Here is a 22,887-nt window from a genome sequence, read left to right as displayed (position 1 = left end):
CCGGCGGGTCCGCGGGTCCCAGGACCACGTTCGTCCCGCTGCCGAAGGACGCTGCGGTATGCCGCCGAGCCGGACGGTCACATCGGCGGGTTGCCGTGCCGCCGGGCCGGGACCGGACGCTCCTTCGTCCGCAGCATCCGCAACCCCTCGACGAGCACCCGTCGGGTGTCGCGCGGGTCGATGACCTCGTCCACGAACCCCCGCTCGGCGGCGTTGTAGGGATGCATGAGCTCGGCCGCATACGCCGCGGCCAGCTCCTCGCGCAGCCGCTCCGGGTCGAGGGCGTCGGCCAGCTCGCGCCGGTGCACGACGCTCGCGGCCACCGAGGCGCCCATGACCGCGATCTCGTTGGTCGGCCAGGCGAAGGACAGGTCGGACCCGGTGCCGAGGGAGTCCATGACGATGTATGCGCCGCCGTAGGCCTTCCGCAGGACGACCTGGACCCGGGGCACGGTCGCCTCGCAGTAGGCGTACAGCAGCTTCGCGCCGACCCGGATGACCCCCGCGTGCTCCTGGTCGACGCCGGGGAGGAACCCCGGCACGTCGACGAGGGTCACGATCGGGATGTTGAAGCTGTCGCAGGTGCGCACGAAGCGGGCCGCCTTCTCCGAGGCGTCGATGTCGAGCACGCCCGCCTTCGACAGCGGCTGGTTGCCGACGATGCCGACGACGTGACCGTCGAGCCGGGCGAAGGCGCAGACGACGTTGGTCGCCCACCGCTCGTGGACCTCCATCAGCTCACCGTCGTCGACGATCTCGCGGGCCACGGCCCTCATGTCGTAGGGGCGGCGCGGGTCGCTCGGGACGATGTCGTACAGCCGGTCACACGCCCGGCCGGGCCAATCGTCCGGCTCGTAGTGGGGCGCCGCCTCGCCGTGGTTGGCCGGCAGCAGTGACAGCAGGTAGCGGACGTCGGCGAGGCAGGCCTGCTCGCTCGGGGCGACGAACGAGGCGACACCGGACCGGGACCCGTGGACCGCAGGCCCGCCCAGCTCCTCCTGGGTGACGCATTCGCTCGTCACGGCCGCGATGACGTCGGGGCCGGTGAGGAACATGTACGAGGTGCCCTCGACCATGAAGACGAAGTCGGTCAGCGCCGGGGAGTATGCCGCCCCGCCGGCGCACGGTCCGAGGATGACGCTGATCTGGGGGATGCTCCCGGAGCTCTGCACGTTGCGGCGGAAGATGCCGGCATACCCGTCGAGGGCGGCGACCCCCTCCTGGATCCGCGCCCCTGCCCCGTCGTTGAGCCCCACGATGGGAGCCCCCACCGACAGCGCGAGGTCCTGCACGCGCTGGATCTTGGCCGCCTGGGCCGCCCCGAGCGCACCACCGAAGATCCGGAAGTCATGGGCGTAGACGAAGACCTTGCGGCCGTGGACGAGGCCCCAGCCGGTGACGACGCCGTCGGTGTAGGGACGCCGACGCTCCATGTCGAACCCCGACGCCCCATGGCGCCGGAACGTGCCGAGCTCGGTGAAGGTCCCGGCGTCGAGCAGCAGCGCGATGCGCTCGCGTGCCGTCAGCCTGCCCCGGGCGTGCTGACGCTCCGTCGCTCGCGGGTCCTCGGTCCGCTCGGCCCTGGCCCGCTCCCGCGCCACGTCGGCCGCTTGGTCGGCGAGGGTCGCCGGGGGGCTCGCGACAACAGGAGGAACGGGCCGCAGCCTCGGCCTACCCGGCCGGTCGGCTGCGCGTCCGATGGGCCCACGGCCCACGCCTTCGTGCCTCGTCGCGTCGTCCCCCAGGACGTCGTCACCGGGCCGGCTCGGAGTCGTCGACATCAGTCCCGTCCCTTCTCGGCGATCGTCATGCCGCGCCGACGTCGCAGCGGTGCTCGGCCGGTCCGGAGGGCAGGCTCCTGGCCAGGCCGGCGCGCGTCGGGTACGCGCGGACGGCAAGGCAGACGTTGTGCCCGCCGAAGCCGAAGGAGTTGCTGAGCAGCAGCCCGGCCGGGACCGCGCGGGGTCTGCCCGTCACGACGTCGAGGTCGATCGAGGCGTCGAGGCGATCGAGGTTGAGGGTGGCCGGCACGAGCCCCTGGTGGGCCGACAGGACGGTGACGACCGCCTCCAACGCACCCGCCGCACCGAGCAGGTGGCCGGTCATCGACTTGGTCGCGGTGACCGCGGGACGGGACCGTGACCCGAGAGCCGCGGTGATGGCGAGCGACTCGGCGATGTCGCCCAACGGCGTCGAGGTGGCGTGGGCGTTCACGTGGACCACGGCGCCCGCCTCCTCGCCGGCATCGGCCACTGCCATCCGGATGGCCCGGGCGGCACCGCTGCCGCTGGGGTCCGGGGCGACGACATGGTGCGAGTCGGCGCTCATCCCGGCTCCGGCGAGCTCCGCGTAGGGCACGACACCCCGCCGGCGGGCATGGGTCTCCGACTCGAGGACGAGGATCGCGGCGCCCTCGCCGAGGACGAACCCGTCTCGTTCGGCGTCGAACGGCCGGGATGCCTCCGACGGGCGGTCGCTGCGACCGGAGAGCGCGCGGATCGCCGAGAAGCCGGCCATCGACAGCTGGTGGACGGCCGCCTCCGCACCGCCGCACACGACGATGTCCGCCCGTCCCGCCCGGAGCAGGTCGAGGGCCAGGGCCACCGCCTCGGCGCCGGAGGCACACGCCGACACCGGGGTGTGGACGCCGGCCCGGGCCCCGAGCTCCAGGCCGATGGTGACGGCCGGCCCGTCCGGCATGCACATCGCAAGGCTGTACGGCGAGACGCCCCGAGAGCCGCGCTCGGCGAGGTTGCGTCCCTGCTGCAGTATGGTGCCGAAGCCGCCGACACCGGAGCCGACGACGACGGCCAGGCGGTCCTGGTCGACCTCGGGACGCCCCGCGTCGGCCCAGGCCTCACGCGCCGCGACGAGGCCCAGCTGCTGGACCCGGTCCAGGTGCCGGCTCACCGACGCGCCGAGAACCTCCCCCGGCTCCCGCCGGACCGGTGCGCCGATCCGCACCGGCAGCTGCTCCACCCACGGCGCGTCGAGCCGGCGCACCCCGGAGCGGCCCGCGAGGAGCGCCGCCCAGAGCTCCGCGACGTCGGCGCCGATCGGGCAGGTCACGCCGACCCCGGTGACGACGACGCTGGTGTGTCCATCCATGAGAACTCCTCCGAATCCGATCCCGTGGGCCCGGGTCCGAGGTGGTGTCCCCGCCCGAGCCGACCGCACGTGGCCCTGGTTGTCGATCGTGCTGACGTGTAGGAGCGCCCGGACCGCTCTGAGATACGGCCCGGCCCGGCACGCGGGACCTCGGTCCCCCGCCGGCTCGGAGAATTCGCGGTGGGTGCGCAGAACGGGCGTTCCCGGCCAGTCGGACGTATCAGCGAAGCGGGTCCGGCCTCCTTGGTCGATAAGGCGCGCTGCCGACCGCGCCCACGCCTAGGAGGGCTCCATGACCCACCACGCTCGTCACGTCCGGCCCGGTCTTCGTGGTCGGCGATCCCAGCTGGTCCTCGCAGCAGCGGGTGTGGCCGTCCTCTCGGTGCTCGCGATCGCCACCTTCGTCACGCGGTCGCCCGCGAGCACACCGGAGTGCGCGACGGCCGCCCAGCCGCTGCGGGTCGTGGCCGCACCGGAGATCGCTCCCGTCGTGGCCAAGGTCGCCGGCATCGGGAGCGCCTCGGGCGAGAGCACGTCGTGCGCCCGGACCGTCGTGCTCGCAGCCGACCCGGCCACGGTCGCCGCGTCCCTGTCGCAGACGGCGACCGACCGGCCGGACGTCTGGATCCCCGACTCCTCGACGTGGACCGAGCGGCCGACGACGCCGGGCACGGGGGTCCCTGTCGACAACCCGTCGGTGGCCAGCTCACCGCTCGTCCTTGCCATCCCCCCGGCCCTCGCGCGCTCCGCCCACCGCGGAAGCGGTCCGGTGAGCGTCGCCGACCTCGTCACGCGAGCGGCATCCGGGGACCTGGCGCCCTGGGCCATCGGGGACCCGCGTCGCACCTCCGCCGGCGTGGGCGCCGTCCTGGAGCTGCGGGCGGAGGTCGCGACACGGCCACATGCCGACGCGCTGCTCACGACGGTGTTCCAGGGTGCCCGGCGGGATCTCACGCCGGGCACGTCGGCCAGCCTGACGGCGATCGGGTCACAGCCGCTGGCCGTGCCCGTCCCGGAGCAGGTCCTCTACGCGCACAACGTCGCACGTCCTGCGGACCGGCTCGTCGCGGCATACGCGACCCGTGGGCGGTTCTCCTTCGACTACCCCTTCGTCGTCCTTGCCGCCGACGGCGCCCGACGCGCCCAGGCCGCCGGACTGCTCGCCCAGCTGCACTCCGCGCTCGGGCGGAACCTGCTCGCCGACTCCGGTTTCCGCACGACGTCCGGCACGGCATCCGGGCCGTTGACCAAGGCGTGGGGGATCGCCGCCACCGAGCCGGGCGCCGCAGCGGTCCCGGCCGGCGCCACGGTGACCGCGGCCGTCGACGCCTTCCGGGCGGTGACCCTCGGCTCGAAGCTCCTCGTCGTCGTCGACGTGTCCGGCTCCATGGCGAAGACCGTGCCGGCAGCCCACGGCGCGACCAGACTCGACCTCGCGCTCGAGGCGGCCGTCAACGGACTGGCGCTCTACCCCGATCCGACCGTCGTCGGGCTGTGGACCTTCTCGACTGCGCTCACGCCCACTACGGACTACCGGTCGCTGGTGCCCTACACCTCGCTCGGCCGCGCACCGGACGGCTCGACGGGGCGGCAGCGCCTCGCGCAGGCGCTGCAGCGGATCACCGTCGACCCGCACGGCTACACCGGTCTCTACGACACGGTCCTGGCCGCGGTGCGGACGGCGCGGCGCGCGTGGGACCCGGACCGGGCCAACTCCGTCGTCGTCATCACCGACGGCGCGAACTACGACCGGCACGGGATCAGCCTGGCCACCCTGCTGCGCACCCTCCGCGCGGAGAACGACCCCGCCCGCCCGGTCCGGGTCTACAGCATCGCCTACGGACCGACCGGCGACCTCCCGGCGCTCTCCGCCATCAGCGCCGCGGCCGGCGGGCGGGCCTACCCGGCCAGGGACCCGCGCACCATCGGTGCGGTCCTGCAGGACGCCATCGGGCGCCGCGCCTGAATGCATGGACCGGACGGATTCCTCGGCGTATCAACCGAACCCGCCACCACTCTCTTCAACCGACAGACCGAGCCCACCACAGGAGGACCCCGTGGACCTGTTCGACAAGTGCCGAGCCTTCACCTCCGCCCGCGAGGCCATGACCGCGGGCATCTACCCCTACTTCGCGCCGTTCGAGAACAGCGACGCGACGACCGCCCGGCTCGACGGCCGGGAGATCGTGATGGCCGGCTCGAACAACTACCTCGGCCTCACCAAGGACCCGCGAGTCCTCGACGCGGCCCGGGCTGCGCTGCAGGAGTCGGGCACCTCGTGCACCGGCTCCCGGCTGCTCAACGGCAACCTGCGCCTGCACGAGGAGCTGGAGGCCGAGCTCGCCGACCTGCTGGGCAAGCCGGCCGCTCTGGTGTTCTCCACCGGCTACGGCGCGAACGTCGGCACGATCAGCGCCCTGATGACCCGGGGGGACACGGTCGTCCTGGACCGCGAGGCCCACGCCTCGGCGATCGACGGAGCCCAGATGACGCTCGGGCGGGTCCGCTTCTTCGCCCACAACGACGTCGACGACCTGCGCCGCAAGCTCGTCCTGGCCGGTCGCGACGGAGGGGGTGTCCTGGTCGTCGTCGACGGCGTGTACTCGATGGGCGGCGACGTGTGCCCACTGCCGGAGATCGTCGCGGCCTGCCGGCAGCACGGCGCGACGCTCCTGGTCGACGACGCCCACGGGGTGGGCGTCCTCGGACAAGGGCGCGGGACGTGCGCCCAGCTCGGGCTGACCGACGAGGTGGACCTGATCACGATCACCTTCTCCAAGTCCTTCGCCTCCATCGGCGGCGCGGTCCTCGGCGACGCCGACGTCATCCACTACCTGCGTCACCACGCGCGGGCCGAGATCTTCTCGGCGAGCCTGTCCCCGGCCAACACCGCGGCGGCGCTGGCGGCGGTCCGGGTCGCCCGGGCCGAGCCCTGGCGCGGCCGGCGGGCGATGGAGAACGCGGCCTACGTCGCTGCCGCCCTCGCCGACCTCGGCCTGCCGGTGGGCACGAGCGACAGCCCGATCATCCCGGTCCACACGGGTGAGGCGCTGCGCACCGCCTTCCTGTGGCGCCGGCTCATGGACCTCGGCGTCTACACGAACGCCGTTCTGCCACCGGCCGCCTCGCCGCGGCTGCGGGCCAGCTTCATGGCCACGCACACCCGCGACCACCTCGACCGGGTCGTCGCAGCGTTCCGCACCATGGCCGGCGAGGGGCTCGTCGACGGCAGGACCGGGACGGCCGCATGAGCCTGGCCACCGCCCGGGGGTCGTCGGCGCTCGTCGTCGCGGCGGTGTCGGTCGCGCTCTTCGCCGACAGCCTCCTCTACAGCGCTGTCGTCCCCGTGCTGCCGGGGTATGCCGAACGGCTGGGCGTCGGTCCGCTCGGCATCGGCGCCCTCTTCGCGTCGTATGCCGTCGCCCTGGTCGCCGCCACCCTGGTCGCCGCCCGGATCGGCGACCGCGTCGGGCGCCGGGGCCCGCTCGTGGCCGGGATGCTCGGGGTCACCGCGGCGACCCTCCTGTTCGCCTTCGCGACCGGCTACCAGCAGCTCCTCGCCGCCCGGTCCCTCCAGGGCGCGGCCGCCGGCGTCGTGTGGACCGCCGGCGTCGCCCTGGTGGCCCACCGGCTCCCCGCGAAACGGATGGGACTGGGCCTGGGGGTCGTCATGGCGAGCATGTCGGCGGGGCTCCTCGTCGGCCCACCACTGGCCGGGATCCTGGCCACCGCGCATGGTTTCCGCGCGCCGTTCCTCGTCTGCGCGGCGCTCGTCGGCGTCTGCACACTCGCCCAGCTGATGCCCGCCGCCGGGCCCGCCCCGTCCCCGGCCCGCACTCCGGTCCGGGCGATGCTCGGCCGTGGCCGGTTCCGGGCCACCCTGACCGCCGTCGCTCTCGCGGCCGCCGTCCTCAGCATGCTCGAGCCGCTCCTGCCGCTCGACCTCGCCGGGAGACTGCAGGCCACCCCGATGGTGGTGGGACTCGTCTTCGGCGCTGCGACGCTGGCCCACCTGCTGGTCAGCCCCGTGGTAGGCAGCGTCGCCGACCGGCACCCAGCCTTCCCCGCCCTGCCCGCCGGGCTGCTCGTCATGGCCGTGGCCGTCCCCTTCGCGACGCTGCCGGGCTCCGGCTCCGGCGTCGCTGTCGTTCTCGTCGTCGTCGCCGTCGGATACAGCCTCGTGCTCATCCCGGGTCTGTCGCGCCTCACCCTCGACGTGCGAGCCACCGGTGGCGGGTATGCGGCCGCCTGCGCCGTCTTCAACCTCACCTACGCCGTCGGCATGGCCGCCGGCCCGGTCGCCGGTGGCCTGGCCGCCGACCACGTGCCGTTGCCCGGTCTGCTCGTCGCGACCGCCGTCGTCCTCGGCGTCGGCGCTCTGCTCGTGCACCGGCTCGAGGGCCGCCGAGATCCTGCCTGCCCGGTCGACCCGACACACCGGCCCAGGACGGCGCGCGACCGGCCCCTCGCCGCCGCCCCGACCGGACCGCGCCGCCCGACCGGAGCACTCCCGCCACGCCGGCCCCGTCCGGCCGGCTCCCGCACCAGTCACCGTGATCACCGAGTACCACCCACCGAAGGAGAACCCATGTCCCGCACCGGTCTTGCCCTCCGGGCCCTGCGTCTGTGGATCCACGGAGCGAGCGCCGATCCCACGCCCGACTACGACATCGCCAGCCCGACCTACGACGACTACTTCACGAGTGTGATGGGCCCGCACTCGGTGGGCCTGCTCGACCGGGTGCGGATCACCCCGGGCGACTGCGTCGTCGAGCTGGCCTGTGGCACCGGTCATCTCACCGCAGAGATCGTGCGACGCCTGGACGGGCGCGGACGGCTGGCCGTCGTCGACAAGTCGCCGGGCATGCTGGCCGTGGCCCGCAGCAAGGTGGCCCCCCGGCCCGGGCTGCACCTGGGCTTCACCGAGGGCGACATGGAGGACTTCCTCCGGCGTCAGCCGACTGGCAGCGCGGACCTCGTCGTGATCGGCTGGGCGATCTGCTACAGCCAACCCGTGCGGCTACTGCGCGACGTGCGCAGGGTGCTGCGTGAGGGAGGGCAGGTGGCGATCATCGAGACACGCTCGACCGCCCTGTCGACGCTGCGCGAGGCGTTCGAGCACGTCGTCGCGGACGACCCGAGCATGCTCACCTCCCTCATCCGCGTGTCCCTGCCGAAGAGCGAGCAGGTGCTCGGGAAGTGGTTCCGCAAGGCCGGGCTCGACCCGGTGATCCTCGAGCAGGGCGAGCAGGAGCTGCCCATCACGTCCGCCGCCGAGGCGATGGACTGGGTCGAGCGGTCCGGTGCCGGTGCGGGGTTCCGCGACTCCTTCGACATCAGCCGCGAGGAGGAGATCCGCGCCCGCCTCGGCCAGGCGCTGGAGGAGCACCGGCGGGAGCACGGCGGCCTCGGGCTGCGTCACACGTTCGTCCTCGGCGTTGCGCGGCACGGTGTGTCGCGGGCGGCCGCGGCCTGAGCCCGGGCCATGAGCGGCGCGCGGCACCCGGACCGGGGCCGGGTCCACACGGTCCTGGAGGGCTTCGCCCGGGCCCTCGTCGCCCACCCCAAGCTCGTCATCGGGTGGTGGCTGCTCGTCGTGGCCCTCAGCACCCCGCTGGCCCTGCAGTCGTCGAGCGTGCTGGGCACGCAGGGCTCCTCCAAGGTCGTGCCCGGCAGCGAGAGCGCGGCCGTCGCCGCCGACATCGCCCGCGACTTCCCGGCCCACTCCGAGGGGGAGACGCTGGTCGTCCTCGACCACTTCGACGGGCGGTCCCCCCGGATGCGGCAGCTCCTCGCGGCGCTCGACGGGGCGGTCGGAGGGCTCGAGGCACGCGGCAGCGTCATCCGGTCGGTGTCCGCCTACACCCTGCGCCGGGACGCGGTCCTCGACGTGGTGGACCGGACGCTCGCCGCGGCGGCACCCGCGCTCGCCGACGTCGGCCCGGCCGAGCGGCGCGTCCGGCTCGCTGCCATCGTCCACCGCGCGGGCCTGGCTCCCGCGCTGCAGCAGCTCGTCCTGGCCAGCGACGCCACACCGGCAGCCGCGCGGGCGGGGCTCGCGGGCGACTTCGTGACGGCAGCCGACTGGTCCCGCTTCCCCCTCCCGGTGGTCACGCGGGACGTCGTGTCCGCCGACGGGCGGACGGCCCTGGTGATCGTCAGCTTCCGGCCCGGCAAGGGCGACCCCGACATCGTCGGACTACGCGCCCTCACCAGCCGCGTCGTCGCGAGCCTCGGGCTGCAGGACGCGGTCGCCGTGCACGTGACCGGCGAGATCCCCCTCCTGCAGGACACCTACCGGCAGGCCGAGGCCGACAACGCCCGGATGGAGCAGGTCGCGTACCTCGTCATCGCCGTCGTCCTGCTGCTCTTCTTCCGGGCCGTGCTGCCGGCCCTGATCACGGTCGCGACGATCGGTCTCGCGTCGAACGTGAGCCAGGCGTGGCTGACCGTCATCGGGCACCAGGTCCATCTCACCCAGTTCACGACGACGATCATGACCTTCGTCATCCTCGGCGCGGGCATCGACTACAGCATGCTGCTCTCGTCGCGCTACCGGCAGGAACGACTCACCGGGGCAAGCGTCGAGGAGGCTGTCGTCCGGGCCACCGTCCGGGCCGGCGACAGCGTGGTCCTCGCCGGAGCAGCCGTCGTCCTGTCGTTCGGAGCCACCCTCGTCTCGCCGATCGACTGGATCCCCCCGCTCGGGTACGGCGGCCTGGTCGGCATACCGATCATTCTCGCGGCGGCCCTGACCATCACGCCCTGCCTGCTCATCCTCCTCGGGGACCGGTTCTTCCTGCTCGGCCTGCGTCCGCTCGCGGACCTCGAGACGAGCAGCGCCCTCGCCCGGGCCCTGCGCCGGGTCGTCCGGTCGACCCGCACCTGCCCGCTCGCTGTCGCAGCCGCCTTCGTGCTCGTCACCGCGCCGTTCGCGGTCGTCGTGGCGGGCCACGGGCTGTCCGCCGACCCGCTCGCCCTCAGCCCGGCGACCGATGCCAAGGCGGGCGCCCAGGTCGTCGCGCGGCAGTGGGGCCAGGGCACCCTGTTCCCGACCGTCGTCACCGGGCGGCTGCCGTCCGCCCTCGTGGACTCCGGCACCCTCACGGCCGAGGGGCGCGCCCGCATCTCGTCGGTGGGCGCCGCCCTGGCCGCCGAGCCCGGCGTGGCCCGGGTGGCCACGGTGACGAGCCCCTTCGGAACCGACCTCACCGGTCCGCCCGCCGGTGAGCAGCCCACGGCCCTGACCCGCGACTTCCTCGCGGCCGACGGCACCGTGCGGATCGCCGTGACACTGCGTGGGGACCCGCTCTCGGAGCAGGCCCGGAGCACGGTCGACCGGCTCGGCGAGGTCCTCGACGCCCACGGCCTGACGACGCTGCGGGTCGGTGGAGCGACCAAGGTCGACGCCCAGTACAACGAGGCGCTCCGGACGAGCTTCCTGCGGATGATCGGGCTGGTCGCCTCGGGGGTCTTCGTCCTGCTCCTGTTCGCCCTTCGGTCGGTGCTCATCCCGGTGCGTCTGATCCTCACCATCCTGATGAGCAACCTGTGGGCCATCGGCATCACCGTCCTGGTGTTCCAGACGTGGCTGGGACAGCCGGTCATCGACGACCTGCCCGTTTTCCTCGTCATCCTCATGATGGGCCTCGGGATGGACTACGAGATCTTCCTCATCACCCGGGTCCGGGATCTCGTCCGGCACGGCCACACCGACGCCGACGCCACGAGCATCGCCGTCGTCGACACGGGCCGGGTCATCACCGCCGCGGGCCTGGTCATGGCAGGCAGCCTGGGCACCATGGCGCTGTCCTCGACGCTCATGCTGCGCCAGTACGGCGTCGGTCTCGGGGCGGCGGTGCTGCTCGACGCGACCCTCGTCCGGATGCTCTTCGTACCTGCCTCCCTCATGCTCTTCCAGCGGTACAACTGGTGGGTCCCTTCCCTCGGCCGGCGCGCGGCGGTCGAGGCGTGAGCCCCCTCGAACCGGGCCGGCCGGATCCCACCGGCGTCCGGGCCCACCACGCCCTGCAGCGGGGGTACGCGGCATACCCCCGGGCCACGGCGGCCGCCTTGTTCGCGGCGCTCGCGACGGTGCGCCTCCTCGGCGCCTTCAGCCAGAGCCTCATGGTCGTCTCGGTTGTCCTCACCCCGCTCGTGCTGCTGGTCCTGCCCCGCGCCGCGTGGGCCACCGTCGGGCTGCGTCCTGCCGTGTCGGCCCGTCGCGTCGCGGAGGGGATCGCGGTCGTCGTCGCCTCCTACGCGTTGAGCGTCGGGGCATGCGTGCTGCTCGTAGGGACCGGCCGGGACAACTGGGCGCTCGGGCTGCGCACCCTCGTCGTGGACACCGCGCCCGCGGCACCCGCCGGCCTGGTCGCCCTCGGCGCGGTGCTCGTGCTCGGCCTGCTCGTCCCACTGGCCGAGGAGACCTGCTTCCGCGGCGTGCTGCACACGACGCTCGCGAACCGGCACGGCGGCCCCGTCGCCGTCGTCGTGACCGCAGCGGCGTGGGCTCTCGTGCATCTCGGCGACTACGGCCTGCGGCCCTTCGACGGCACCGTCATCGCCGGCGTGCTGCCCTCGGTGTTCCTGATGGGTCTGGCGCTCGGCTTCTGCCGGGTGCGCACCGGCTCGGTCTACGCCTGCGTCCTCGCGCAGGGGGTGGCCAACCTGCTCCTGCTCGGCTGGGTCCTCACCTGGTGAAGCGTGGCGGCCCGAAGACACCGACCTGCCCTCCCCGCGCCGGCTCCGGCTCAAGAGCCCGAAGGCGTGACCCCGGTCGGTCCACGGACCCGAGGGTCAGGCCCGCGGGGCCTCCTCCGGTGCGACGCCGTCCGGCTGGGGCGGGCCGGCGCTCGCCCCGGCCAGCGCCGGAGCTGCCGCGCCCGGCCCGTCGGGCCGGCCCGGCCCATTCGGACCACCGGACCCGACCACCTCGTCGAGGTCGGCCGCGGCACCGGCGAACTGAGCGGCATACAGCCGGGCGTACGCACCGTGGCGCTCGAGCAGCTCGGCGTGGGTGCCCTGCTCGACGATCCGGCCGTGCTCCATGACCAGGATGAGGTCGGCGTCGCGGATCGTCGAGAGCCGGTGGGCGATCACGAAGCTGGTCCGGTCGGACCGCAGCGCCGCCATGGCCTGCTGCACGAGCAGCTCGGTGCGGGTGTCGACCGAGCTCGTCGCCTCGTCCAGGATCAGCAGCGCCGGGTCGGACAGGAACGCGCGGGCGATCGTGAGCAGCTGCTTCTCGCCGGCCGAGATGTTCGAGCCCTCGTCGTCGAGCACCGTGTCGTAGCCCTCGGGCAGCGAGTGGACGAACCGGTCCACGTACGTCGCCTGGGCCGCCGCGACGATCTCGGCATCGGAGGCCCCCGGGCGACCGTAGGCGATGTTCTCGCGAATCGTCCCGGCGAACAGCCAGGTGTCCTGCAGCACCATGCCGATCCGCGAGCGCAGCCCGTGCCGGGTCAGGTCGCGGATGTCCACGCCGTCCAGGGTGATCCGGCCGGCGTCGAGCTCGTAGAAACGCATGATGAGGTTGACCAGCGTGGTCTTGCCGGCGCCGGTGGGGCCGACGATCGCGACCGTCTGGCCGGGGTGTACCGACAGGTCCAGGTCGCGGATCAGCTCGCTGTCCGGGCTGTAGGAGAAGTCGACCGACTCGAACGCGACGGCGCCGCGCGGGTCCTCGATCACCGCCGGCGTGGCCGACTCCGACTCCTGCTCGGCGGTGTCGAGCACCTCGAAGACGCGCTCGGCCGAGGCGACCCCGGACTGCAGGACGTTGGCCATCGAGGCCACCTGGGTCACCGGCTGGGTGAACTGGCGGCTGTACTGGATGAACGCCTGCACGTCGCCGAGGCTGATCGAGCCCGACGCGACCTTCAGCCCACCGACGACCGCGATCACGACGTAGTTGATGTTCCCGATGAACATCATCACCGGCATGATGATGCCGCTGATGAACTGCGCCCCGAAGGAGGCCTTGAACAGCTCCTCGTTCTTGGCGTCGAACCGCTCACGCGACTCCCGCTGCCGGCCGAAGACCTTGACCAGCCCGTGCCCGGTGAAGGACTCCTCGACCAGGCTGTTGAGCTCGCCGGTGTAGCGCCACTGCTGGACGAACAGCTTCTGGCTCCGCTTGGCGATCAGGGCCGTGACGACCACCGAGACGGGGATCATCACGATCGCGATGAGGGCCAGCAGCCACGAGATCCAGAACATCATCCCGAGCACGGCCACCACGGTCAGCAGCGAGTTGAGCAGCTGCGACATGGACTGCTGCATCGAGGTCTGGATGTTGTCGATGTCGTTGGTCACCCGCGACAGCAGCTCGCCGCGCGGCTGCTTGTCGAAGTAGGGCAGCGGCAGCCGGTTCAGCTTGACCTCCACCGCCTCGCGGAGCCGGTACATGGTGCGCTGCAGGACGCCCTGCAGGATCCAGCCGGCGACGAGCATGACGAGCGAGGCGACGGCATACAGCACGACGACCAGCAGCAGCACCCGGCCCACGGCCTCGAAGTCGATGCCGTGGCCCGGCGTGAAGTCGACCCCGGTGAACAGGTCGGCCATGGTGTTGTCCCCCCGGGCGCGCAACCCGGCGATGACCTGCTCCTTGGTCACCCCGGCCGGCATCTTCGAGCCGAAGAACCCGGCGAAGATGAGGTTGGTCGCGTGGCCGAGGATCTTCGGGCCGACCGCGTTGAGCGCCACGCTGACGACGGTCAGCCCGACGATGAGCGCCACGAGCCAGCGCTCGGGGCGCAGCAGCCCGACCAGACGCCTGGCCGACGGCCAGAAGTCGAGCGACTTCTCCCCGGGCTGGCCCATCGTCATGTGCGGGGGCCCGTGCCGCCGTCCGCCCGCGGGTCCGCGGCGGGCCTCGGCGGCGCGCTCCTCGGCGCTCCTGACTCCCTCTGCCATCAGGCCACCTCCTCCGCCGCTCGCTGGGACTCGACGATCTGCTGGTATGTCTCGCACGTGTCCAGCAGCTGGTCGTGGGTGCCCTGGCCGACGACGTGCCCGTCATCGAGGACGACGATCTGGTCGGCGTCGATGATCGTCGAGACGCGCTGGGCGACGACGATGACGGTCGCGTATGCCGTCCACGGCCGCAGCGCCGCCCGCAGCCTCGCGTCCGTGGCCGTGTCGAGCGCCGAGAACGAGTCGTCGAACAGGTAGATGTCGGCACCCTTGACGATGGCCCGCGCGATGGCCAGGCGCTGCCGTTGGCCCCCGGAGACGTTGGTGCCGCCCTGGGCGATCTCGGCCGCGAGCCCGCCCATCTCGGTGACGAAGTCGTCGGCCTGCGCGATCCGCAGCGCCTGCCACAGCTCGGCGTCGGCGGCGTCGGGGTTGCCGTAGCGCAGGTTGCTGGCGACCGTGCCGGTGAACAGGTACGGCTTCTGCGGGACCAGGCCCACCCGGGCCCACACGTCCTCGAGCGCGGCGGTGCGGATGTCGACACCCGCGATCCGCACGGCCCCCCCGGTGACGTCGAACAGGCGGGGAACCAGGTTGACCAGGGTCGTCTTGCCGGCGCCGGTGGAGCCGATGATCGCGGTGGTCCGGCCGGGCGCGGCGCTGAAGGTCAGCCCGTGCAGCACCGAGAGCTCGGCGCCGGGGTAGTGGAAGTCGACGTCCTCGAAGGTGACCACGGCCGGCCCCTCGGGGATCGGGACGGGCCGGGCCGGCGCCGTGACGGTCGAGCTGGTCCCGAGGACCTCGTCGATGCGGCCGGCCGAGACCGCCGCACGCGGGATCATCGAGGCCATGAAGGTCGCCATCATGACGGACATCAGGATCTGGATCAGGTAGGTCAGGAACGCGGTCAGCGCGCCGACCTCCATGTCGCCGCTGGCGACCCGGTGCCCGCCGAACCACATCACCGCCACCGAGGACAGGTTGAAGATGAGCATGACGACCGGGAAGATGAACGCCATCAGCCGCCCGACGTTCAGGGCCGCGGTCGTGACCTGCTCGTTCGCGACGGCGAAGCGCTGCTCCTCCTGAGGCTCGCGCACGAAGGCGCGCACGACGCGCACGCCGGTGATCTGCTCGCGCAGGATCCGGTTGACGCTGTCGATCGCGGTCTGCATGACGGTGAACTGGGGCACCATCCGGCTGATGATCCAGCCGACCACGATGCCGAGCAGCGGCACCGACACGCCGACGAGCCAGGACAGGCCGACGTCCTCGCGCATCGCCATGAAGATGCCGCCGACCATCATGATCGGGGCCATCACGAGCAGGGCGAGGCTCATGAAGGTGACCATCTGGACCTGGGTCACGTCGTTGGTGTTGCGGGAGATCAGCGTGGGCGGGCCGAACCTGGTGACCTCCTGGGTGGAGAAGTCCCCGACCCGGTGGAACAGCGCGGCCCGGATGTCCCGGCCCAGGGCCATCGCGGTGCGGGCGGCCAGGTAGGTGCCGGCGATCGAGGCGACGATCTGCACGAGCGTGACGGCGAGCATGACCGCCCCGGTGCGCATGATGTAGCCGGTGTCGCCCTTGGCCACGCCCTGGTCGATGATCTGGCCGTTCATGCTCGGCAGGGTCAGCGCCGCGATGGTGCTGACCAGCTGGAACAGCACGATCAGCGCCAGCTCGCGCCGGTAGGGGCGCAGGTATGTGCGCAGCAGTCGCAGGAGCATCAGCTGCCCTTTCGGTTCAGTGCGTGCAGGCGGGCCTCGGCGACGTTCGGGTGGGTGCGGCCGGTGGTGCGGTCGGCCTCGACGGTAGAGCCTCCCCCGGCGTGCGGGTCAACCCGGTTTCCCGGTATGCCGCCCACGCCGGCCTCCGCGCGCACGCGCAGCCCGTCGAGCACGGTCGCGACGATCTGCTCGGGCGAGAGCAGGCGGCCGTCGGCGATGCCGGGATGGCTGGCCGAGAAGGTCAGCAGCCGGATCCGGTGGATCACCTCCGCCGGCTCGACGGTCAGCTCGTCGTGCAGGTCCGCAACGAGCTCGTGCATCGAGTCGAGCAGCGGCTGGTGCACGGGGCGTCGGGTGCGGCTGCCCGCTGCGCCGGGCCGGTGGTGACCGGCCAGGAAGCACTGGTCGTGTCCGTTGCGCTCCGGCGGCTCGGTCAGGCCGAGCGCGGCCATCAGCTCGAAGACGTCGGTGAACCGCTCCTGCATGATCCGGGTGAACTCCACGAGCCGCTGCCGTGCCGGCAGCCCGGGGTCGATGGCCGCGATGAGACGGCGCACCGGTCCGGGACAGAACGCGGCCTGCACCGCCTCGGTCTCAAGCTCGTCCTTGGTCCCGAACGCGCGGTAGATGGTCCCCTCGGCCACGCCCGCCTCGTGCGCGATCTCGTTCGAGGTGGGCCGGCGCGCGTACCGGCGGGCCAGCCGCACGTAGACGTCGACGAGCGCCTCCCGGCGCGCGTCCGGCGTCATCGGGGCCGCCCGACCCTGCTTGGCTGCCATGCCTCCAGCATGAATGAGTGAGTACTCACTCACAACTGTGCACGTCAGCCTCCATATCCTTGCCTGCCGAGTGAGCGCGCGCTCACTCCCGGCGCGGGTCCGCGGGCCTCGGGCCGCCGGAGTTCCGGTGTCGCGAGGCGACCCACACCGCCCGCACCAGCAGCAGCGCGGCGAGGGCGATGCCGACCAGGTGCGCCACGGTGGTGGTCGCCACGAAGACCAGCGCCATGGCCACCAGGGTCGGGACGAGGTAGGTGAAGGCGGCCACGATGTAGCCGCCGAAGGAGGGCATCAGCACGCCGGCGCTGTCGGCGACCGCCTTGACCATGAAGTTGGGCCCGTTGCCGATGTAGGTGACCGCCCCGCAGAAGACGGCGCCGGTGCTGATCGCGACCAGGTAGGGCTCGTAGACCCCGGCCACCGCCGGCTCGCCGCCGAGCTGCTGGGCCATCTCGAAGAAGGTCAGGTAGGTCGGGGCGTTGTCGAGCACCGACGACAGGCCGCCGGTGAAGAAGAAGAAGGTCAGCTCGTTCAACGGCAGCGACGGCGCGACCTGGGCCAGGTAGCGCAGCGCCGGGATCATCGTCAGGAAGATCCCGACGAACAGGGCCGCCACCTCCAGGATGGGCCCCCACCGGAAGGTGTTGTGCACCCACCTGGCCCGCTTGTCGCCGGTGTAGATCGACAGGGCCGCCACGCCGAGCAGGACCAGCTCGCGCCACGGAACCCAGGCGGCGACGCCGGCGTGACCCTCCTCGATGGCGTGCAGGTCGATGGACGGGGCCAGCGCGACCGCGGCCACCACGACGACCAGGTAGAGCAGGTGGATCCTGCCCTCCACCCCCAGCGGGGCGACCGCCGAGCGGTCCCAGGCGCGGGCCTTGGGCGACTCCTGGGCGTACAGCTTGTGGTCGAGGGCCCAGTAGGTCACCAGCAGCAGCCCGTTGACGAACAGCCACTCCGGCACGAGCCGCAGGGTCCACAGGAACGGCACCCCGCGCAGCATGCCCAGGAACAGCGGCGGGTCACCCAGCGGCGTGAGCAGCCCACCACAGTTGGCCACGACGAAGATGCAGAAGACGACGGTGTGCACGCGCCAGCGTCGCTGCGCGTTGGTGTTCAGCAACGGCCGGATCAGCAGCATCGCCGCCCCGGTGGTGCCGATGATCGACGCCAGCACGGCACCGACCCCGAGGAAGGTCGTGTTGGTGCGCGGGCTGGCGCGCAGGTCACCGGTCAGGTAGATCCCGCCGGACACCACGAACAGGGCCAGCAGCAGGATGATGAACTGGGCGTACTCGACCATCGAGTGTGCCACCGCCATGCCCTCGCCGGCGGCCAGGAACCAGACCGCCACCGGCACGCCGAGCACGAGCGAGACGAGCAGCTGGACCCGTTGGCGCTCCCACAGGCCACTGACCGCCTCGACCAGCGGGGCGACCGCGATGCACCCCAGCATGACCACGAAGGGAATGATTCCCCACCACTGGGTCTGCATCCGATGACCTCCACATCCGATGACCTCGACATCCGATGACCTCGACATCCGATGACCTCGACGAGTCGGCACGGCGCCTGCCTACCTCGTGGCGAACCTACCCCGCCCCGCCGACGGACGGGGCAGGAGGGCGCCCCGGGGTCCGGGCCCGGACGCGTCCGCGGGCGGGGATCTCAGCCGGCCGGCCGGACCAGCAGCCCGCCGGCGACCAGCTCACGGATCCGCGGCACGACCCGGACGCGCACGTCGACCGCGTCGAGACCGAGCACGCCCGCGAGCGCGGCCAGCGCCGCCCCTGCGGTCAGCGAACCGTCGGCCACCCCGAGGTAGCCGGCCAGCAGCGTGTCCGCGGACACCACCCGGCGCAGCCCACCAGCCTGCCGGAACACGATCACGCAGTGGTCCCGGTCCCCGGGCCGGGCGTGCCGCTCCTCGGTCACGTCGGCGGCGCAGGTCCACGCCACGGACAGCACCTGCTCGTCGGTGTGCTCGGCCAGCCAGGTCCGGGCGAGCAGCCCGGCCTCGACCGTCGGCCCCATCGGCGTCGCGACCGGCCCGCGGATCTCCTCCAGCGCGACCCAGGGCGTGCGCTGCCCCCGCGGCCGTTGGAGCGTCACGATCCCGAACCCGACCGACTCGACACCCCGCGAGGCGAAGTCACGCAGCCAGGCGGCATACATGCGGTCGTGCGCCGGCGTCCCGGGCACCGTCCCACCGTCGCGCGCCCACAGCTCCGCGTACTCGGCCGGGTCCTGCACCTCGCGCTGGACGACCCAGGCGTCCAGGCCGGTGCCGCCCAGCCAGCGGGCCCACACGTCGTGCCAGGTCCGCCCGACCGGCACCTCCCAGTTGCCGAGGAACTGCGCCACCCCGCCCGGCTCGAGCACCTCGCCCACCAACCGGACCAGGGAGTGCACGAGCGCGTCGCCGGAGCGGCCCGCGTCGCGGTACTCGTAGCGCGGCACGTCGCCGTCGCGTGGCGTGATGACGAATGGCGGGTTGCTGACGACCAGGTCGAAGCGCTCCCCCGCCACCGGCTCGAACAGGTCGCCGCGGCGCAGCTCGAGCCGCACCCCGGCCAGCTCGGCGTTGAACGACGCGAACGCCAGCGCGCGCTCCGAGACGTCGGTCCCGACGACCGACCCGCAGTGGTCGGCCAGGTGCAGCGCCTGCACCCCGCACCCCACGCCGAGGTCGAGCGCGCGTCGGACCGGCCGGCGGATCGTCCACGACGCCAGCGTCCGGGACGCGCCGCCGACGCCGAGCACGTGGTCGGGCGCCAGCGTCTCCCGGGTCGCGACCTCGCTGAGGTCGGAGGCGACCCACCAGTCGTGCGTGTCGTCGGCGTACGGGCGCAGGTCACAGCACGCCTCGACCAGCTCCTCCTGCTCGCGCCCGGCGTGCAGCACCCGGACCAACCCGAGCTCGACGGCACCGTCCACCCCGAGACCCGGCAGTGCCTCGGCCAAGGCCGAGGCGGGCACCGGCCGGCCGAGGGTGAACAGGCGAAGGAGTATGCCGCTCACGTCCGTCGCGCCGTCGGTGACCACGAGCGCGGGCAGCGGTTGCTCCCGCTGCAGCGCTGCCGACGCGAGGGACCCGAGCCGGGCGGCCACGCCGTCGACGGTCAGGCCGGCCGCGAGCAGGTCGCCACGCAGGCGCCGGGCGAGCGTCGGGTCGGTGACCGGTGGTGCGCTCACGCGCCGCGGTCGCCGGGGGCTGCCGAGGTCGCGGCGTGCTCGGCAGCGGCGGCCGAGGACCCGGTCGGGGCCGGTCCGGCGGCACCGTGGGGTGACCGCGGCTCGAGCCCGTCGGCGCCCTGCTGCCGGTGCGGCTGCTCCTCGGGGTCGACCGGGTCGTCGTCACCTGCGAGGGCCTCGGCCAGGGTGGGGTAGATCTCGAACACCTTGTCCAGGCCGGTGATGGCGAAGACCTTGAGCACCCGCGCGTCCGTGCCGACGAGCCGGAGCGAGCCACCGAGGCTCCGGGTCAGCTTGAGCCGCCCGACCAGCACGCCCAGCCCGGTCGAGTCCAGAAAGCGCACCCCGGTCAGGTCGACCACGAGGTTGGTCCGCCCCTCACGCACCGCCTCGTCGAGCCGTTCCCGCACGAAGGGTGCCGTGTAGACGTCGATCTCTCCGCCGAGGGTCATGATCGTGCGCCCGCCCCGGTCGACGCGGTTGATCGAGAGGTCCACCAATGTCCTTCCGTGTCGTTGCCGACGGGTCCCGTCCCGCGGCGGTTCGTCCCCGGAGGGCGGCCGACGCGGCACCCAGGCCCCACGGCGCAAACCTACCCCGGCGACATACCGTTGCTCCAATGAAAGCCGAAGATCAGCGCGAAAGCCGTCGACCCGTCCGGCGCGTGCCGGTCGATCCCGCGGCGCTGCTGACCCTGCTCGTCGGCGACCAGCCCGGTCGGCTGCTGCACGTGCACGAGGTCCCGGCGCGCCGCGCGCGGTACGCCGGGTGGCCCACGTGGGCCGACCCCGTCCTGCTCGCCGCACTGCTCGGGCAGGGCATCGAGCGACCGTGGTCCCACCAGGTCGCGGCGGCCGAGGCGGCCCACCGCGGCGAGCACGTGGCCATCTCGACCGGCACGGCCTCGGGCAAGTCGCTCGGCTACCTGCTGCCGATCCTCACCGACCTCATGGCCGCCACGCACGCCCCGAACGGCCGCGGCGCGACCGCCCTCTACCTGGCCCCGACGAAGGCGCTGGCGGCCGACCAGCTCGCCCGGATCGACGCGCTCGCCCTGCCCGGGGCGCGGGCGGCCACCTGTGACGGCGACACTTCGCCGGACGAGCGCCGCTGGATCCGCGACCACGCGAACCTCGTGCTGACCAACCCCGACCTACTGCACCACTCCCTGCTGCCCGGCCACGAGCGGTGGGCTCCGTTCCTGCGGGCCCTGCGCTACGTCGTGGTCGACGAGTGCCACGTCTACCGCGGCGTCTTCGGCGCCCACCTCGGGGCCGTCCTGCGCCGGCTGCGCCGGGTCGCCGCACGGTACCGGGCGGCCCCGATCTTCGTGTTCGCCTCCGCCACGGTCGCCGACCCGCAGGAGCACGCGGCCCGACTCCTCGGTATGCCGCTCACCGCGGTCACCGCGGACGGCTCGCCCCGCGGCGCGATGACTGTCGCCCTCTGGGAGCCGCCCGTCATCGAGGGTCCGGACGGCCGGCCGCACCGGGTCAGCACGCTGACCGAGACCGGCTGCCTGCTCGCCCAGTGCGCCGCTGCCGACGTGCAGACCGTCGCGTTCGCCCGGTCCCGCACCGGGGTGGAGGTCGTCGCCCGGATCGCCCGGGACCGGTCCGGCGGGGCGCTGGAAGGCCGGATAGCGGCATACCGCGGGGGTTTCCTCCCGGAGGAGCGAAGGCAGCTGGAGAGCGGCCTGCGCTCGGGGGAGCTGGTCGCGCTCGCGGCGACGAACGCGCTCGAGCTGGGGGTCGACGTCAGCGGGCTCGACGCGGTGCTGCTGGCCGGCTGGCCGGGGACCCTGGCGTCCCTGTGGCAGCAGGCCGGGCGGGCCGGGCGGAGCGGGGAGCGGAGCCTGGCGGTCCTGGTCGCCGACGACGACCCGCTCGACACCTATGTCGTGCACCATCCGGAGGCCATCTTCGGGCGCGGGGTCGAGGCGGCGGTCGTCGACCCGGACAACCCCTACGTGCTCGGTCCGCACCTGGCCGCTGCCGCGGCCGAGCTGCCGGTCACGCCTGCGGACGAGGAGTACTTCGGCGCGGGCATGAGGCCGCTGCTGGACCGGCTCGTCGCCGGCCGCGTGCTCCGGCGGCGACCCGGCGGGTGGTACTGGGCGCGCCCGGACCGGCCGACCGAGCACGTGTCGCTGCGCGGGGCGGGCGAGCCGGTGCGGATCGTGGAGGCGCGGACCGGGCGGGTGGTCGGGACCGTCGACGAGGCGGCCGCGCACGCGCAGGTCCACACCGGGGCGGTGCACCTGCACCAGGGGCAGACCTGGGTGGTGACCGAGCTCGACCTGCCGGAGGCGGCGGCCTTCGTGGTGCGCGGCGACCCGGGCTGGACGACGCAGGCCCGCTCGGTCAGCGACTTCGAGATCGCCGCGGAGCTCGAGCACCACGACTGGGGGGCGCTGCGCTGCTCGTTCGGCCGGGCCCGGGTGCACACCCGGGTGACCTCGTTCCTGCGGCGGCTGCCGAGCGGCGAGGTGCTCGGCGAGCACCCGCTGGACCTGCCGACCCGGACCCTCGACACCAAGGGGGTCTGGTGGACGATGCCAGTGGCGGAGCTGGAGGCCGTGGGGATCCCGGAGCTCTCGATCCCGGGGGCCGCGCACGCGGCCGAGCACGCCGCGATCGGGATGCTGCCGCTGTTCGCGACCGCCGACCGGTGGGACATCGGCGGCGTGTCGACCGACCGGCATCCCGACACCGGGCTGCCCACGATCCTCGTCTACGACGGGCACCCCGGCGGTGCCGGTTTCGCCGAGCGCGGCTACCGGCGGGCGCTCGAGTGGCTGGGCGCGACCAGGCAGGCGATCGCGGCGTGCGAGTGCAAGACCGGCTGCCCGTCGTGCATCCAGTCGCCGAAGTGCGGCAACGGCAACGAGCCGCTCGACAAGCGCCTCGCGGTCGTGCTGCTCGACCTGACGCTGCGGTGGGCCCGGGGCGGGTGATGTTCGAGGGGCGGGGTCGGGGCCCGGGCGGCTGGGGCCGGGGCCGGCGCCCGGCACGAGAACTGCAACCGGCGTGACTTCTCGTGGGCTGACAGCCCCGAACCCCACGACAACTGCAACCGGCGTGACTTCTCGTGGGCTGGCAGCCCCGAACCCCACGACAACTGCAACCGGCGTGACTTCTCGTGGGCTG

At 73.2% G+C, this 22,887-nt stretch carries 13 protein-coding genes and 1 pseudogene; 6 read left to right on the top strand and 8 right to left on the bottom strand.

Features of this window, described 5'->3' with window-relative positions:
- Positions 1 to 77 precede the first annotated feature (77 nt).
- Both WMI84_RS05010 and WMI84_RS05005 read right to left on the bottom strand, forming a co-directional pair.
- The gene (locus tag WMI84_RS05010; protein ID WP_347350966.1) at positions 78 to 1,601 is read right to left on the bottom strand and encodes an acyl-CoA carboxylase subunit beta; all 1,524 of its coding nucleotides are present in this window, start codon (positions 1,599 to 1,601) and stop codon (positions 78 to 80) included.
- A 205-nt stretch (positions 1,602 to 1,806) separates the two neighbouring features.
- Positions 1,807 to 3,108: a beta-ketoacyl-[acyl-carrier-protein] synthase family protein gene (locus WMI84_RS05005; RefSeq protein WP_347350965.1), complete on the bottom strand. Its 1,302-nt coding sequence runs from the start codon at positions 3,106 to 3,108 to the stop codon at positions 1,807 to 1,809.
- A 292-nt stretch (positions 3,109 to 3,400) separates the two neighbouring features.
- Here WMI84_RS05005 and WMI84_RS05000 point away from each other — a divergent pair, with 292 nt between their 5' ends.
- The 5 genes from WMI84_RS05000 (at position 3,401) to WMI84_RS04980 (ending at position 11,811) form a co-directional block, all read left to right on the top strand.
- A complete protein-coding gene (locus WMI84_RS05000; protein WP_347350963.1) occupies positions 3,401 to 5,074 on the top strand; it encodes a substrate-binding domain-containing protein in 1,674 nt (557 codons plus the stop codon).
- Positions 5,075 to 5,165: 91 nt separating this feature from the next.
- On the top strand, positions 5,166 to 6,359 hold the full coding sequence (locus WMI84_RS04995; RefSeq protein ID WP_347350961.1) for an aminotransferase class I/II-fold pyridoxal phosphate-dependent enzyme: 1,194 nt from the start codon (positions 5,166 to 5,168) through the stop codon (positions 6,357 to 6,359).
- The gene (locus tag WMI84_RS04990) at positions 6,356 to 8,584 is read left to right on the top strand and encodes an MFS transporter (RefSeq protein WP_347350959.1); all 2,229 of its coding nucleotides are present in this window, start codon (positions 6,356 to 6,358) and stop codon (positions 8,582 to 8,584) included. Before WMI84_RS04995 ends, WMI84_RS04990 begins: the two co-directional genes overlap by 4 nt.
- 9 nt (positions 8,585 to 8,593) lie before the next feature.
- On the top strand, positions 8,594 to 11,083 hold the full coding sequence (locus WMI84_RS04985; protein WP_347350958.1) for an MMPL family transporter: 2,490 nt from the start codon (positions 8,594 to 8,596) through the stop codon (positions 11,081 to 11,083).
- A complete protein-coding gene (locus WMI84_RS04980; protein WP_347350956.1) occupies positions 11,080 to 11,811 on the top strand; it encodes a CPBP family intramembrane glutamic endopeptidase in 732 nt (243 codons plus the stop codon). Before WMI84_RS04985 ends, WMI84_RS04980 begins: the two co-directional genes overlap by 4 nt.
- A 96-nt stretch (positions 11,812 to 11,907) precedes the next feature.
- Here WMI84_RS04980 and WMI84_RS04975 read toward each other — a convergent pair whose 3' ends face one another.
- The 6 genes and pseudogenes from WMI84_RS04975 to WMI84_RS04950 all read right to left on the bottom strand — a co-directional run.
- Positions 11,908 to 14,031: an ABC transporter ATP-binding protein gene (locus WMI84_RS04975; protein ID WP_347350955.1), complete on the bottom strand. Its 2,124-nt coding sequence runs from the start codon at positions 14,029 to 14,031 to the stop codon at positions 11,908 to 11,910.
- Entirely contained in the window at positions 14,031 to 15,761 is a 1,731-nt protein-coding gene (locus WMI84_RS04970) for an ABC transporter ATP-binding protein (RefSeq protein WP_347350954.1), read from the bottom strand. The genes WMI84_RS04975 and WMI84_RS04970 overlap by 1 nt, the downstream gene beginning before the upstream one ends.
- Entirely contained in the window at positions 15,761 to 16,540 is a 780-nt protein-coding gene (locus tag WMI84_RS04965) for a helix-turn-helix domain-containing protein (RefSeq protein WP_347350952.1), read from the bottom strand. Before WMI84_RS04965 ends, WMI84_RS04970 begins: the two co-directional genes overlap by 1 nt.
- Positions 16,541 to 16,622: 82 nt before the next feature.
- Positions 16,623 to 18,038 (bottom strand): sodium:proton antiporter, encoded by a 1,416-nt coding sequence (locus tag WMI84_RS04960; protein ID WP_347350950.1) that lies wholly within the window; start codon positions 18,036 to 18,038, stop codon positions 16,623 to 16,625.
- Between the two features lie 173 nt (positions 18,039 to 18,211).
- A complete protein-coding gene (locus WMI84_RS04955; RefSeq protein WP_347350948.1) occupies positions 18,212 to 19,738 on the bottom strand; it encodes a methyltransferase in 1,527 nt (508 codons plus the stop codon).
- A 158-nt stretch (positions 19,739 to 19,896) separates the two neighbouring features.
- A pseudogene (locus WMI84_RS04950) lies at positions 19,897 to 20,235 on the bottom strand (STAS domain-containing protein); the annotation flags it as partial.
- 122 nt (positions 20,236 to 20,357) lie between these two features.
- On the opposite strand from WMI84_RS04950, the gene WMI84_RS04945 reads away from it, so the two are divergent.
- Positions 20,358 to 22,694, top strand: a complete 2,337-nt coding sequence (locus tag WMI84_RS04945) for a DEAD/DEAH box helicase (protein ID WP_347350946.1) — start codon at positions 20,358 to 20,360, stop codon at positions 22,692 to 22,694.
- Positions 22,695 to 22,887: the final 193 nt, after the last annotated feature.

It is taken from the genome of Intrasporangium sp. (genome assembly GCF_039812505.1).
Classification (GTDB): domain Bacteria; phylum Actinomycetota; class Actinomycetes; order Actinomycetales; family Dermatophilaceae; genus Intrasporangium_A.
Note: the sequence above shows the minus strand (reverse complement) of the source record. Positions and strands in the feature narration are given on the sequence as shown.

Excerpts from the sequence above, each read along its gene's own strand:
- WMI84_RS04960 (WP_347350950.1), bottom strand. The coding sequence starts at position 18,038 with ATGCAGACCCAGTGGTGGGGAATCATTCCCTTCGTGGTCATGCTGGGG.
- WMI84_RS05005 (WP_347350965.1), bottom strand. The coding sequence starts at position 3,108 with ATGGATGGACACACCAGCGTCGTCGTCACCGGGGTCGGCGTGACCTGC.
- WMI84_RS04965 (WP_347350952.1), bottom strand. The coding sequence starts at position 16,540 with ATGGCAGCCAAGCAGGGTCGGGCGGCCCCGATGACGCCGGACGCGCGC.
- WMI84_RS04975 (WP_347350955.1), bottom strand. The coding sequence starts at position 14,031 with ATGGCAGAGGGAGTCAGGAGCGCCGAGGAGCGCGCCGCCGAGGCCCGC.
- WMI84_RS05000 (WP_347350963.1), top strand. The coding sequence starts at position 3,401 with ATGACCCACCACGCTCGTCACGTCCGGCCCGGTCTTCGTGGTCGGCGA.
- WMI84_RS04945 (WP_347350946.1), top strand. The coding sequence starts at position 20,358 with ATGAAAGCCGAAGATCAGCGCGAAAGCCGTCGACCCGTCCGGCGCGTG.
- WMI84_RS04990 (WP_347350959.1), top strand. The coding sequence starts at position 6,356 with ATGAGCCTGGCCACCGCCCGGGGGTCGTCGGCGCTCGTCGTCGCGGCG.
- WMI84_RS04985 (WP_347350958.1), top strand. The coding sequence starts at position 8,594 with ATGAGCGGCGCGCGGCACCCGGACCGGGGCCGGGTCCACACGGTCCTG.
- WMI84_RS04970 (WP_347350954.1), bottom strand. The coding sequence starts at position 15,761 with ATGCTCCTGCGACTGCTGCGCACATACCTGCGCCCCTACCGGCGCGAG.